The sequence below is a fragment of the Lutimonas halocynthiae genome, from assembly GCF_030409835.1.
Lineage (GTDB): Bacteria > Bacteroidota > Bacteroidia > Flavobacteriales > Flavobacteriaceae > Lutimonas > Lutimonas halocynthiae.
This window is the reverse complement of sequence record NZ_JAUFQO010000001.1, coordinates 247,991-262,584: the sequence shown is the minus strand read 5'-3', so window position 1 is coordinate 262,584 and position 14,594 is coordinate 247,991. Positions and strand designations below refer to the sequence as shown.

The 14,594-nt window shown below is 36.8% G+C and carries 10 protein-coding genes; 2 read left to right on the top strand and 8 right to left on the bottom strand.

The window, feature by feature from the left end:
- Positions 1 to 10: 10 nt before the first annotated feature.
- A complete protein-coding gene (locus QWY87_RS01125) occupies positions 11 to 2,194 on the top strand; it encodes a TonB-dependent receptor (RefSeq protein ID WP_290287510.1) in 2,184 nt (727 codons plus the stop codon).
- Between the two features lie 40 nt (positions 2,195 to 2,234).
- Here QWY87_RS01125 and QWY87_RS01120 read toward each other — a convergent pair whose 3' ends face one another.
- The 8 genes from QWY87_RS01120 to QWY87_RS01085 form a co-directional block, all read right to left on the bottom strand.
- Positions 2,235 to 2,810: a Tll0287-like domain-containing protein gene (locus QWY87_RS01120; RefSeq protein WP_290287508.1), complete on the bottom strand. Its 576-nt coding sequence runs from the start codon at positions 2,808 to 2,810 to the stop codon at positions 2,235 to 2,237.
- A gap of 11 nt (positions 2,811 to 2,821) precedes the next feature.
- Complete coding sequence (locus QWY87_RS01115) at positions 2,822 to 3,241, bottom strand: rhodanese-like domain-containing protein (RefSeq protein WP_290287507.1); 420 nt, start codon at positions 3,239 to 3,241, stop codon at positions 2,822 to 2,824.
- 83 nt (positions 3,242 to 3,324) lie between these two features.
- Positions 3,325 to 4,746 (bottom strand): MBL fold metallo-hydrolase, encoded by a 1,422-nt coding sequence (locus QWY87_RS01110; protein WP_290287506.1) that lies wholly within the window; start codon positions 4,744 to 4,746, stop codon positions 3,325 to 3,327.
- Between the two features lie 82 nt (positions 4,747 to 4,828).
- Entirely contained in the window at positions 4,829 to 6,562 is a 1,734-nt protein-coding gene (locus QWY87_RS01105) for a SulP family inorganic anion transporter (protein ID WP_290287505.1), read from the bottom strand.
- Between the two features lie 55 nt (positions 6,563 to 6,617).
- On the bottom strand, positions 6,618 to 8,339 hold the full coding sequence (locus tag QWY87_RS01100) for a SulP family inorganic anion transporter (protein ID WP_290287504.1): 1,722 nt from the start codon (positions 8,337 to 8,339) through the stop codon (positions 6,618 to 6,620).
- A 140-nt stretch (positions 8,340 to 8,479) separates the two neighbouring features.
- Positions 8,480 to 9,511 (bottom strand): TlpA family protein disulfide reductase, encoded by a 1,032-nt coding sequence (locus QWY87_RS01095; protein ID WP_290287503.1) that lies wholly within the window; start codon positions 9,509 to 9,511, stop codon positions 8,480 to 8,482.
- A 47-nt stretch (positions 9,512 to 9,558) separates the two neighbouring features.
- On the bottom strand, positions 9,559 to 12,462 hold the full coding sequence (locus QWY87_RS01090) for a molybdopterin-dependent oxidoreductase (RefSeq protein WP_290287502.1): 2,904 nt from the start codon (positions 12,460 to 12,462) through the stop codon (positions 9,559 to 9,561).
- A 43-nt stretch (positions 12,463 to 12,505) separates the two neighbouring features.
- Positions 12,506 to 14,122 (bottom strand): 4Fe-4S dicluster domain-containing protein, encoded by a 1,617-nt coding sequence (locus QWY87_RS01085; RefSeq protein ID WP_290287501.1) that lies wholly within the window; start codon positions 14,120 to 14,122, stop codon positions 12,506 to 12,508.
- Between the two features lie 229 nt (positions 14,123 to 14,351).
- On the opposite strand from QWY87_RS01085, the gene QWY87_RS01080 reads away from it, so the two are divergent.
- Entirely contained in the window at positions 14,352 to 14,594 is a 243-nt protein-coding gene (locus tag QWY87_RS01080) for a MoaD/ThiS family protein (protein ID WP_290287500.1), read from the top strand.

Below are 14,594 nucleotides of genomic sequence, written 5' to 3'. Positions count from 1 at the left end.
GGGTAATGAAATGAAACGAATTATTTTTATTTGCGCCATGTGCATAGGATTTGTATCAATCGCGCAAGAACAGAGTATTTTAAAAGACACTATTGATCTTGACGAGGTCTTGGTAAAGGCAACAAGAGTTGATGAAAAGGCACCTTTTGTACAATCTAATGTAACAAAAGAAGAAATTGAATCTCGAAACCTGGGCCAGGATATTCCAGTATTGTTAAATTTTCTTCCAAATGTGGTAAGCACCTCAGATGCGGGAAACGGAATTGGTTATACCGGAATCAGAGTGAGGGGTAGTGATGCTTCCAGAGTTAACGTAACGATTAATGGCGTCCCTTTGAACGACAGTGAATCACATGGTGTTTTTTGGGTAAACCTTCCTGATTTTGCCAGTTCGACCCAAAGTATGCAACTCCAAAGAGGTGTTGGATCTTCAACAAACGGGGCAGGCGCTTTTGGTGCAAGTCTGAGTCTTTCAACAAATGGAATTCGAGAAAAGGCATTTGCTGAAGTCGGTTTCTCAGGAGGATCATATAATACCTTTAAGGCAAATGCACAATTCGGATCGGGAATTATTGAAAGCAAAGGCAAATTTAATTCAGAATTTACCGGAAGGGTTTCAACAATTCAGTCAGATGGATATATTGACCGTGCTGCCGCTGACTTGCGTTCAGTTTATCTTTCGGCAAGTATTTTTAGTGAAAAAACACTGATCAAAGCTATTGCCTTTGGAGGTCATGAGGTTACTTATCAGGCTTGGTACGGTATAGATGAAGAAACTTTAGAAACAGACAGAACCTATAACCCTGCCGGAGAAATATATGATGAAAACGGTGAACTGAACGGCTATTACCAAAATCAAGTTGATGATTATAAACAAGATCATTATCAATTACACGTTAATCATGATTTTGGAAATGAATGGACAGGAAATCTGGCATTGCATTATACTTATGGAAGGGGTTTTTACGAACAGTATGAAAACGATGCTGATTTTGAGGTTTACGGGTTTGACCCGATAAATGTGGATGGAGAAGAGATAAACACTACTGATCTGGTTCAACGAAAGTGGTTGGATAATGATTTCTATGGAACTACTTTCTCTGTATTAAAGAATTTTGAAAAGGTGAATTTCATACTTGGCGGAGCGTTTAACCAATACGATGGTGATCATTTTGGCGAAGTGAAATGGGCAAAATACGGTAGTGAAAGCATCGATCAGCGATTTTATGATAATACGGGTAAGAAAACGGATTTCAATATGTACGCCAAGGCCGACTATGCCTTGAATACGAACTGGAGTTTATTTGGGGATCTTCAATACAGATATGTTGATTATGAGGTTTTAGGAACTGATGAAGGCCCTGTGACAATAGATATCAAAGACGAGAATAATTTCTTTAATCCAAAGTTTGGTGTGAGTTATTTTATGGATAAGAGTAGTTTTTTCTTGTCTTATGCAAAAGGACATAAAGAACCAAAAAGAGCTGACTATCTCGCCAATAATGACGTAAAACCAGAATCTCTTGATGATTTTGAATTGGGATGGAATTACAGCACGACAAATTTCAGATTAAAGACAAATATTTACTATATGAACTATGTTGATCAACTGGTTTTGACCGGAACTATCGATGATGTAGGAAACCCAATTGCAGATAATATTGGGAATAGTTACAGATTAGGCTTGGAAATAGATGCTGTTGTAAGATTTTCCGAGAAATTTATTTGGCAACCAAATCTTGCCGTTAGCACCAATAAGAATATTGACAAATATTATGAGTTTGACGGCGAATTGACCAATTTTGGGAATACGGATTTAGCTTATTCTCCAAATTTTATTGCTGCGAGTAATATCAGATACCAACCAACAGAGAGTTTTCAAATTAGTTTATTATCTAAATATGTTGGAGACCAGTATATGAGTAATATCGAATTGGAGGCTTCAAAATTAGATGCTTATTTTGTAAATGACCTTCAGGTTAGCTATGAAATCAAAACTGAAAAATTGTTTAAGTCAGTGGTGTTTACTGGTCTTGTAAATAACTTATTCAATGTGAAATATGTTTCGAATGGTTATTTCTATACCTATGATGACACCTGGACAGATCCTGATCAGGTAACCACTATTACAGGAGCAGGCTATTATCCACAAGCTGAATTGAATTTTTTATTAGGAGTGAATCTTAAGTTTTAATCGGTAGAGCTTACAAAAATGATATAAAAAATTAAAAGGTTTAAGATTTTGATTTTTTAAAGGAAATGCTCCATATGCCTCTTAGATCTCCTTCACTATATCCTGTGGCCAAATCATCCTGGTAATATGATTTAATGATGGAATCAGTCGATTTGGAGAGTTCTTTATTAAGTGTGCCATGACACTTTAAACATTTCTGTTCTACAATAATTGGGGCATAATAATTTGGAGTTCCATTTTGATCTAAAACAACCTTAGGTTCAAGAACGCCACCCTTATCTAAATTAACCTGAAATGCTTTGAGAATTAATATTTCATTCTCAGTAGGTTTATTTAACGAATTTCTAGTTTTGAGCGAAGTTCTTTTTATCAGAACCTCATGCTTATCTGACATTTGCTGGGTTAGGGGCAGTGCAGCAGCGTTGCAAAACGCTAAGGCTTCTATAACCCCACCAGACTTCATTTTACTTGTGAGTGTTCCGGATAATTCTTTACCTGTACTTTTAGAAATTGATAATCCCTTTTCTAAATACATTTTAGTTTCTTTCTCAGACAATGAAGTTTGACAGGACGTAAAAAGAACTGAAAGAAGCAGAATCGCAGATAACTTATGCATGCTTAAGTGTTTTATTTAACTATTTTAAAACCATCTTTTTCCCAGCTATTAATACCTCCATCTAAGTCATAGACCTTTTTAAACCCCATTTCTTTCATCACCTTTGCTGATCTTGCACTTCTACCCCCAACCTTACAATAAACATAAACTTCTTGATTTGGGTCAAGCTCGCCGATTAAATCTTTAAAATTATCAGCTTTGTAATCTATATTAATTGAATTTTCAAGGTGTCCTGAAGCATATTCTCCTGGAGTTCTGACATCGATTAAAAGAATATCATTGTTGGCCTTATTCAATTCTGAAGGAGATATTAAGGAAATTTTTGAGGCAGAGTCCTGATCTGTTGAACCTTCTTTTTGCTTCTGCCCGCATGATAATAAGCTAATCCATAACAATCCGATAAATAAATAATGTGACTTTTTAATATTCATGATGCCTGATTTTTAAATTTAATAATACAATGTTACATAAAAAAAGGGAGCCAAAACTCCCTTTAATACCTAATCAATCTATATTATAATAATGTAGTAGGACATACATAATCTGTCATAGGAGCTTCAGTTTCCTTGAGATCCTTAAAACCGCCTCGAACATCCGTTACCTTTTCAACTCCATTAGCTTTAAAAATGGAAGCTGCTACCAGAGATCTATAACCACTCGCGCAGTGTAAAAAATATTCTTTTTCAGTATCTATCTCAGAAAAATTATCGTGGATAAAATCTAATGGGAAATTTTCTACCCCAACAACATGTTCTGATAAGTACTCTGATTCTTTACGCACATCAACAGGCTTCTCCATTTCACCTTTCGCCAGTTTTTCAGCAAATTTATGCGCAGAAATTGATCCAATCATATCTGCTTCATACCCATGGCTTTTCCAATTTGATAATCCACCTTCTAAATAACCTAAGGTATTGTCATAACCTACTCTTGAGAAGCGTGTTACGATTTCACTCACTCTGTTTTCACTATCAGCAATAAAAATAATTTTCTGGTTGATGTCTCTTATAAGCGCTCCAACCCATGGAGCAAAACTACCATCAATACCTATATACCAGGCTCCGGGAACTGTTCCTTCTTCGGCATATAATTCTTTATTACGGGTGTCAACAACCAGAATATCTTTTTGCTCGCTTAATTCTTTAAAAGTTGCAGCATCCAGAGGTGTTGTACCTTTATGTAAGATGTCTTCAATACTAGTATTGATTGTTTTATTCATCCTAACATTATTCGGAAAATACTGTGGCGGGGGTTTTAAACCAGTAGTCACTTCGGTAATAAATTCCTCCTTAGTCATATCCGCACGAAGCGCATAATTCGTTTTCTTTTGATTTCCTAAAGTATCAAAAGTTTCGCTACTCATATTTTTTCCACATGCTGAACCTGCACCATGATTTGGATAAACGATGATATCATCAGGAAGTGTCATGATCTTATTTCGAAGTGAATCAAATAAGAATCCAGCTAAATCTTTTTCTGTCAGTTTACCTTGTTTAACAGCAAGATCTGGTCTTCCAACATCACCTATAAACAAGCAATCACCAGTACATACATAAGGAGTGTTACCATCACCATCAGTAATCAAATATGAAGAAGATTCCATGGTATGCCCAGGCGTGTGTAATAAGGTTAATTTACCTTCACCAAGAGGGAATTCTTCACCATCTTTTGCATTATATATATCATATTCAGCCGTAGCATTTGGCCCAAAAATAATTTTAGCTCCGGTTTTTTGAGCTAAGTCATATTGACCTGACACAAAATCCGCGTGAAAATGAGTTAAGAACACATACTTTATTTTAGCATTATCAGCCTCCGCCATCCTTAAATATGGTTCGGTCTCACGAAGAGGATCAATAACAGCAGCTTCTCCATTTGACTCAATATAATAAGCCATTTCCGCAAGGCATCCTGTAAATAATTGTTCTACTTTCATTGTTTTTTATTTTAAATTCACTCAAAGTTAGTAATTGAAGAATTATCATATGTAACTCTTGTTACCATGGATGAGTTGCTGTTTATCTATTAGATTGTTTTGTATACTCTTGATAACTATACCCTTTAGGTAGTTCAAAACAATTTTCCTTAAAACATTTTACTGCTTCGTCATTACTCATAAAGCAATGATCGTACCGAATTTTTTTCATTAGTTTAGATTGCACCAAGGTATCTCTAACAGGGCCTTTTAAACCGGTAAAAACAAGGGTTATGCCCTTTGAGGAGAAAAAGTCATGAATTTCATCAAGCGTATAAATTGCACTGCTGTCTAAGGCATTTAAACTCTCTCCGTCAATAATAATCAGTTTTAATTTGGGTCCTTTTTCTCTTGCAAATTGTTTAAGCTTATCCTTGAAATAACTTGTGTTGGCAAAATATAATTGTGCATCGAACCGCACAATAAGTATTTCATCCTGAATGATCACATCATTGAATCGTTTTATATTTCTGTAGAAGTGAGTTCCTGGAACATTACCCAGTATTGCCATATGTGGTTTAGTTGTTTTGTAGATCAGCATCACTAATGAAAGCACTATCCCAAAAAGAATTCCTTCTTTAATTCCAACAAAAACAGTGATCAGCAAGGTGCTGTTTAGAATGATCAAATCTCTCTTGTTATAATTCAATAAATTTTTGGGCATAGAGAAATCTAATAAACCAAAAGCCGCTACAATAATAACGGCTGCCAATGCAGCTTTGGGGAGAAAGAAAAATGCTGGTGTAAGAAAAAGGAGTGATAAGCCAATTATCAATGCGGCAAAAAGAGACGAAAGGGGCGTTTTTGCTCCAGATTGATCATTTACAGCAGTTCTGGCAAATCCAGCTGTGGCTGGATAGGTTTGGAAGAAGGAGCCAACCATATTGCTAAAACCCAAAGCAACCAGTTCTTTATTGGCCTCAACATTATAATTATTATGTTTTACTTCAATAGATTTTGCGATAGAAATAGCTTCCATAAATCCGATAAGTCCTAAGGTAAGTGCTAGTCCAGATAATTCTTCGATAAAGGCTTTATCGAAAGTAGGAATTACAAAAGAAGGTAAACCTCTTGGAATTTCTCCAAGAATCGTGACGCCTTGCATGTCTAAATGCAGCCAATAAACAAATGAGATCCCCAATACAACAATTACTAATGAAGCAGGAATTTTTTTGCTGACTTTTTTAATACCGATAATAACGAGAATTGAGATAATACCGATTAATGTTGTGGGCCAGTGTATATGCGATATTTTTTCAAAGATTTCAAATAGTAAAGTTTGCACCCGATTGCTTCTTTCCAAATCAATACCGAGTAGATTACCCATTTGATTCATACCAATTATGACTGCAGAACCAGAAGTAAATCCACTAATAACAGGTTTGGATAAAAAATTGACTAAAAATCCGAGACGAAAAACACCAAACAAGACTTGAATAAACCCTACCATAAAGGCCAATAAAACGGCAAGAACAATAAAGTGTTCTGAACCTATGGCTGCTAACATACCAATTCCTGAAGCGACGATTAAAGAATCCATGGCAGCAGGGCCTATGGCCAATTGTCTGGATGTTCCTAAAAAGGCGTATACAATTTGAGGGATCATTGCGGTATAAAGACCATAAATAGGGGGCAGTCCGGCGATAATTGCATAGGCAATACCTTGAGGAATCAGAATAACACCGATAGTCAAACCGGCAAAAAGATCACTCTTCAACCAGGATTTCTTATAATTTGGTAACCATTCAAGGATGGGAATATGCTTTTTCAAATGCATAAACAATTAATTATAAAGTAGTTGTGAATTAATTAAATGAATTAAACTGTAAGTATTAACATTCGTGAAAGATACGAACTTTACAATTGGCGCAAATGTCTTTATCCAACTTGTTAAAGATATCATTGATGGCACTAGGTTTATCGACATAGAAATTTTCTTCCCCAATTTCATTTCTAAAACCTCCTTTTTTCAATATCTGTTGACTGACTATTTTTAGACCACTGAAATAGAGCCCTCCACCTCTATCTTGCCATTTTTTAGCTTCATAAGAGAGCCAAGTAGCACCGGCAAGATCTATGAAATTAATACCCTTAGCAACAATCAATACATGTTTTACATCTCCTTTTTCATAGAGGTTTGAGAAAAAATCAGAAACTACCTCTAATGCGCCAAAATAGATGGAACCATCTATCCTGACAATTTTTAATTGAGGACATTCTTTAACATCTGGGTCTCTAATAATATTTATAAACCTGTGTGTCTTTGTAGTGCCAAGAATAGCAATATTCGGTTTGGCTGTTTTTTCTAAATAAAAGAATAAAGAAAGCCCTATACCAGAGAACAAAGCCGTTTCCAGTTCAAAGAACAATGCTCCAAACAGCGTAGTCCCTAAAACGATTAATTCCCTTCCACTACTTTTGAACACCTGTTGGATATGATGAAAATCAATGAGGTTATAGCCCACAAGTAAAATGATACCTCCCATAGCTGATTTAGGAAGATAAGAGGCATATTGAGAGAACAATAGCAAAACAAACATTAAAAAAACAGCAGCAAAGATGGCTGACATCGGTGTTTTAGCTCCTGCCTGATAATTGACTCCTGATCTTGTAAAAGAGCCTGACCCCATATAACTTGAGAAAAAACTGGCAACTATATTTGATAAGCCCTGTCCTTTGAATTCTTGATTTCCGTCAATTCTTTGATGAGAAGACAAAGCGATAGATCTGGCGATGGCTACTGCTTCAATTAATCCGAGCAATGCCAGGGTAAGTGCACCTGTACTAAGTTCTCTAATGTTTGTAATTGAAAAGGAGGGGATGCCAAAAGGAGGTAAGTTGGATGGAATCTTACCGACATTTTCTATACCATTTGCCTCTCCGCCCAAGAAATAGGCCAGAACACTACCAAGCACCATGGCAATAAGCATATAAAATCTTGAGAGCGGTTTTACAAAATTTTTGACAATAATGGCAATGAGCATTGTTCCAATAGCTACTGCAAAAACATACCAATTTGTCTGATCAATATTTAAAACTATCGTTTTTAAAATGGTATAAAAAGAACTACCTCTTTCGACTTCAAGTCCGAATACATGTTGCAGTTGCTTAAAAGCAATTAATACCCCGGCGCCTGCCGTAAAACCAATAATCACAGAGTGGGAAACAAAATTGACGAGTTTACCCATTCTGGCCAATCCCATTGCGAACTGAATAACTCCAGCCATAAATGTAAGAACGAGCGTCAGGGCTACATAATTTTCGACGTCGGTCGTGGCGTCAGCCATTTGACTAACAGTAGCAAAAACGACTATAGAAATAGCAGTAGTAGGACCAGAAATAAGATGATATGAAGAACCAAATAAAGCTGCAATGATGGGTGTAATCATAGCAGTGTAGAAACCATATACAGGAGGGAGACCTGCAATGATTGCAAAAGCCACGGCCTGAGGAATTACAATAACTGTTCCTGTAATTCCCGCTATCAGATCATCTTTCCATGATTTCTTTGCCAATGGCAACCAAGCTAAAAATGGAAATATTCGCTGTAGCATTTATGATATATCTTGATTAAAAAAAACTAAGAATAATAAAGATAACATTTCCTTTGAAATATTATTCAAAGGAAATGTATCTTATATATTTTTATCCCTAAAGAAACATCAAATGAGATTCCTTCTAACAATTAAAATTGTTATATGTTTTCTTCGTCAAATAGCTTTATAAGCTCATCACTAGATGGTCTTGGAGCACTAGCGCTTACAATGTTTCCCTCAGGGTCAACAAGAATAAAACGCGGAATTCCATTAATCTTGTAGTTTTTAACAAATTCTGATTGCCAACCTTCCGGGGCAAAAATCTGAATCCCTCCAAGTTCTTTTTCACTGACCATTTTTTTCCAATCTTCATTCGCTTTTTCCCATGACCCACCATGTGATCTGTCATCATCTATTGACATGCTTACAAAGGCAATGTTTTTTCCGTGATAATCTTTTTCCACTTTTTTAAGAGATGGAATTTCAGCTTTACAAGGTCCGCACCAAGTTGCCCAAACATCTATATAAACATACTTGCCTTTAAGATCTGAAAGGGATGTTGTCTCACCATTGAAATTTTCATAATTTTCAAATGTGGGAGAAGGAGCTCCTTTCGGAAGGTCTCTTTTCATTGCTAAATCAGCGTCAATGTATCTTCTGTAAGAGCTTAACATTGGATCAATACTTTTCAAACTACTATTGACGATTGACGTGTCAATACTCTTGTCAGCATTGTAAAATTCTGTAAGTGCAGTTTTTATTGAAACAAATTTTTCTTCACGACTGATAGAATCTAATAATAGCAGTTCATCCAAATCAAGCATCTTTTCTTGTAAAAGAGATTTTTCAGCCAAGAAGTTGCTTTGCTCAGCACCATTTCCGGTATACTTAACTGTTTCATCAAACATTTTAGTGTCTAAAGTAACAGTCAGATCGTAGCCATTTTTTAGAAATATTGAAGTTGACTCACCACCGTCATAAAAAGAATAGGTTCCGGTCTCAACCTTTAAAGTATCGCTGAATGATCCATCTTCATTAACGGCAATGGTCTTGGAATATGTACGGTTTCTGATTACAACTGAATCACTATTCTTATCAGTTATCTGACCAGAGATAGAAACATAATCTTTTGGTTCATTTTGACAAGACATAATAGTCAAGACAAGCAAGAAATAGACAATTTTTTTCATTTTCATTATTTAAATTTAACTTTTTGCAGCCAAAGATAAAATTTATTCTACTCCTTAGGATCGTTTTTAACGTCTTTTATATAATAGGTCGATTCATCAGGTTTAAAGGCTCTTTTGAACCAAAGCGGTCTTCTGAGACCATCAGGGCCTGGAGCCGGCCTTGTCATAGCTAACCACTCCTTGTATATTTCATGTGATTTATTAGTATCCACAAAAATATCACCATATTGATCATCTGCCCCTGGCTTTTCTATTCTGACACGTTGATGCCAGGTATGCATACCACTGATCGGGTCTGGATGTACTGCATGTGTTATGTTTTGATGAACACCTCCATCTTTCCAAAAGATTCTTTTTGAATCTCTATCACTTGATTCAAAAGGCTTAATTCCTCGTTTTGTGGTCATTTTCCATTTTCCTGACGACTTGTTTTCAATGTCTACCGTATTGGTTGCCCATCGATTCCCTACAGTATCCTGTTCTCTTCTCCATCTTCCAATATGATGTGAACAAGCCACAACACCTGGCTTCATAGATTGGGTTACCCATACTTTGTCTATAAAATAGCCAATGTCTGTGTTCAATTTAACCAAATCTCCAGTTTTAAAATTCCATTTGGCCGCGTCTTCAGGATGCATCCAGATAGGGTTTCTATTTGAGATTTCAACGAGCCATTTAGCATTTCCAGACCTTGTATGAATAAGGGTTGGTAACCTAAAAGTAGGGACAAGCACATATTCCCCTTTAGATTTGTCTAATACATCGTTGTGAATATGACTTTTGATATAAGTTGGTGTTGAATATTCAGGCCAATTCCAGTCAACCATGGTTTGCGAATAGAATTCGTTTTTCCTCGACGGGGTAGGAAAACCAACCATTGCCTGCCCGTTAATCATGACACCAATATCTTTGCCCTTCTTTCTAACGACCCCATTTTTCTTATCAACTTCAGATCCCTCTAACTGTTCTTTTGTCAAAAGGTTTTCATTCATTTTGTAAGACTCGCCTTTTTCAATTTCAAAGGCACCGTATTTTGACATATATTCAAATTCCGATATGCCTTCTTTTTTAGCAGCAGCAGGCAAGCCTTTGATTCTTTCAAATATATATTGATAGTATTCTTCGATCGTAATTTTTTTACCTGGACGTTTTGGAGATTCAAAGTGTTTGCGAATTCCCATACTTCCATCCGGATCAATTCTCCAACTTAATTCAATCCAAAATTCATCTTCTTCCCATACTTCTCCAGGATTGGCTTCATATGTATATTCAACAGGTTTCCCATTTCTTCTTGCCGCTTCTCTTAATACCGGTTGTCTAAACGCCACCCAGGTTCCCCCATGGGTCGCATATGAATTGATATCATGTCTTTCAGGCGCTAAGCCCATTGGCAATACCAAGTCGGCAAAAAAGGCCGTTTCATTCCAAGTAGGTGTCATGGCAGTATGAAGGCCGAACTTAGATTCATCCATAAACATTTCCATCCATGTAAAGCCATCAGGATAGGTCCAGACAGGATTAAATACACGTGAAAAATAGACATCCATTTTACCCCGTCCTTCTTTAAGGAAGTGAGGTAATAACTGACTCATTTCAAAAAAGGCTAATGGATATTCTTTAGGGAAATGTAACTCATTCCATTTTTTTTGTGGCTTTGGTGGATTCGGAACTTCCGGTTTAAATTTATTCCATGAATTAGGAGAAGTACCTCCTTTAGCTCCAACAGCTCCGGTAAGTACAGTCAAAAAATGCAAACATCTGGCAACGGCCCATCCTCCAAGGTTTGATGCGCCTGCGCTTCTCCAGTTATGACTTGCGAATCGCTCTCCGGCTTCACCAATTTTCACCGCAATTTCTCGTATCATTTCAGCCTTTACCCCTGACTCTTCTTCAGCAAATTCAGGCGTAAATTCTTTATACTCATCTATCATTGCATCGATGTAATTTTCGAAGGATACTTCTTTTTCAGGATGCTTGGCTTCCAAGTATTCTTGCCAATTTGTCCAGTTTTCAAGGTAGGACCTATTGTACAATTTTTTTTGTAGAATAATCAAAGCCATCGCTAATAGAACAGCCGCTTCAGTTCCCGGATATGATGGCAACCAATAGTCGCTCATAGAAGCCGTGTTAGACAATCTTGGGTCCATGGTAGCCAGTTTGGCTCCTTTCATTTTCCCTTCTATGATTCTTTGGGCATGTGGGTTAAAATAATGACCCGATTCCAAATGTGCTGAGATTAACAATATAAATTTGGCTTCAGCATGATCAGGAGACGGCCTGTCATAACCGTACCAAATATTATAACCAAACCTTGCACCAGAGGAGCAAATATTAGTATGTGAATTATGACCGTCAATACCCCAAGATGGTAAAACCCAATTCATGAATCCTTCATGTCCAGGCCTTCCAACGTGGTAGGCAATCTCGTTATGTCTTTCTTCTTTTAGTGCTTTTCTAATTCTGTCAGCGATTGTATCTAAGGCTTCATCCCATGAGATTCTTTCCCATTCACCTTCCCCGCGTTTACCTTTTCTCTTCAAAGGGAATAAAATACGATCAGGATCAGTCACTTGGTTGATAGTAGCAGGTCCTTTTGCGCAATTTCTTCCGCGACTGCCAGGATGATATGGGTTCCCTTCAAACTTTTTGATTTCACCTGAAGACTTATCAATAAAAGCTGTTAATCCGCATGCACTTTCGCAGTTGAAACAAGTGGTAGGAACAATTTGATAATTGGTCTTCTTTTTGTTAGGCCAGGCTTTTGGATCATATTCTATCCAATCATTCCATTTCTCCGGAGGAGGAAAATTTTCATACATGGCAGCAACTTCTTCATCTGTAAAATGACGCATATCAGCATCATGTTTCTGGTACCCTTCCTTATGTAGGTCAGGAATAAGACCAACTTTCTCGGCCAGATTTTCTATAAAGGATGCTTTTTTGTAGCCCATAATCTTAATATTATTGGTTCTAAATCTTTAATTTTTTAAATAATTAGGCGAGAGGTATTCTTTGCGGAGCCTCAACCCAAATTTTTTCAGTAACATATATACCTATGAGTATTAAAATTCCAGCCACTGCCAAAGATAATTGACCAGGTAAAAATTGAATTAAAATCAATGGTAAAACGTTTCCTAGAATTATGGTTCCTAACCAAAACAAGCCTTGATACCTTCCTTTTAGGATCATATGAACCACTTTTTTCGCTGCTTTTGTTGGATGTGTAATGGTCAGCTCTGAAATGAGTGTAAACAAATTAACAATTAGCGAAATAGAAATTACAGCGCCTAAAATTTCCATCCAGCTTTCAGGTTGCATTACGACGGCCAAGACAGCAAAAACAGCAGCACCGGCAAGAACGCTATGAACCAACATATGCAATGGTAAGGTAGGGCTTTGCCAAAAATCTCTTCCCTTTGCTTGAGCAAATAAAAATGCAGTGTAGATAGCCAGGATCACACCAAATACAGCAGTTACGCCTAACAATAAATTTTCAGGGATGTCCCATTCAAAAAATGTAGCGACTCCCCATATGGTCATGAGTAAGCCAAAGATTGATATGGTATACCCGCCTTTAACAAGCCATGAATTCCATTGAGGTCTTAATAAGACGTTTAAAAATCTATCCGGGCGGTCAAGGTCCATGACTAAAAACAGTCCTGTAAGTCCTAAAAAGGATAAGGATATTCCTACAGATACCAATTTGATCGTATTAGAAACTTCATATCCAAGGACTATGGCTAAAAGAGGAATTAAAAAGGCACCGGCAGCAATTGCCTTGGTCGTGACATAGGCAGATACTTCCCAACCCCATAAAATTCCCTTATCAGGTGTGTCATATACTCTTCGGGCTTTGCCATTAAGTACATCAATATAATTAGGATTCTCTGTTTCATTCTTATGGTAGGCTGCTTCCAGGTCATTATCGATACTCATCTGTAATAAATTAATATCGTCATTAGTATGCATCATTTTTTCAGCGGCTTTTGCATAATGCCCAACTCCCCTTGCTTGAGAGTTCCATAATCCAGGACCAGAACTATCCGTAGTATCAGGATCCAAAGATTGGTAATCACCATCGATATAAAATAAGTTTGGTTTCGTTCCTTTTTCAGGTTTTCTAACCATGACTTGTTCTCTGGCTAGCAGCATAGAAATCTCCGTTTCTGGATTATCCATGTCTCCAGCAATAATGGCGTGCTCAGGACAGACATCTACACAAGCAGGAGCTCTACCCACTTCAACTCTGTGAGCGCAATAATTACATTTTGCTGCGGTTTTATTGTCAGGATCAATATAAAGTGCATCATAGGGGCATGCTTGCATACATGACTTGCATCCAATACATCGATTATTATCAAAATCTACAATCCCATCTTCTCTGGTGTGCAGCGCCTCAACAGGGCATATTTCTACACATGGAGCATCGGTACAGTGATTACATCTCATCACTGAGAAAATCCTTCTGGTATTTGGGAATTCTCCCTTTTCAACTTGCTTTACATAGGTCCTGTTGACCCCTATGGGTACGTCGTGTTCACTTTTACAAGCGGTAGTACACGCATGACAACCGATACATTTTCTGTTGTCAATAATAAATCCGTATTTCATATGCGCAATGGCTTCATAATTATTGTGAAATCCTAATTAACTAGGAAATAAAGAACAAGTTCAAGAACTTTTGAAAGGATGTTCTGGGTACTGTTACCAAATTTAGTCAAATGCAGGTTTTAAGTTGTAACATTAGTTACTTAAAGAGAATGGTTTGACTAAAGAATAATCTGCCTTAAATTAATTTTTTCCTCTTAAAGGTATTGGTTATTTTTGATAAAATTCAATTATGAAGCTTAAGATTCTTTTTTTTGGGATGGCGAAAGATTTAGCCAGTGAAACTAGCACCTTTTTGGAAGTTAATGAAGACCTGAAAGTAAGTGCTTTTAGAAAAGTTTTACAAGATAAATATCCCTTATTTTCTCAAATGGATTCATTCTCGATTGCTGTGAATGAAACCTATGCTGAAGAAGACTTGATCATAGTTGAAAATGACACTGTTGCGGTTATTCCGCCGGTTAGTGGTGGTTAA

Coding starts and splice junctions, on each gene's coding strand:
- QWY87_RS01120 (WP_290287508.1), bottom strand. CDS start 2,810: ATGCATAAGTTATCTGCGATTCTGCTTCTTTCAGTTCTTTTTACGTCC.
- QWY87_RS01115 (WP_290287507.1), bottom strand. CDS start 3,241: ATGAATATTAAAAAGTCACATTATTTATTTATCGGATTGTTATGGATT.
- QWY87_RS01105 (WP_290287505.1), bottom strand. CDS start 6,562: ATGCATTTGAAAAAGCATATTCCCATCCTTGAATGGTTACCAAATTAT.
- QWY87_RS01100 (WP_290287504.1), bottom strand. CDS start 8,339: ATGCTACAGCGAATATTTCCATTTTTAGCTTGGTTGCCATTGGCAAAG.
- QWY87_RS01090 (WP_290287502.1), bottom strand. CDS start 12,462: ATGGGCTACAAAAAAGCATCCTTTATAGAAAATCTGGCCGAGAAAGTT.
- QWY87_RS01110 (WP_290287506.1), bottom strand. CDS start 4,746: ATGAAAGTAGAACAATTATTTACAGGATGCCTTGCGGAAATGGCTTAT.
- QWY87_RS01095 (WP_290287503.1), bottom strand. CDS start 9,511: ATGAAAAAAATTGTCTATTTCTTGCTTGTCTTGACTATTATGTCTTGT.
- QWY87_RS01080 (WP_290287500.1), top strand. CDS start 14,352: ATGAAGCTTAAGATTCTTTTTTTTGGGATGGCGAAAGATTTAGCCAGT.
- QWY87_RS01085 (WP_290287501.1), bottom strand. CDS start 14,122: ATGAAATACGGATTTATTATTGACAACAGAAAATGTATCGGTTGTCAT.
- QWY87_RS01125 (WP_290287510.1), top strand. CDS start 11: ATGAAACGAATTATTTTTATTTGCGCCATGTGCATAGGATTTGTATCA.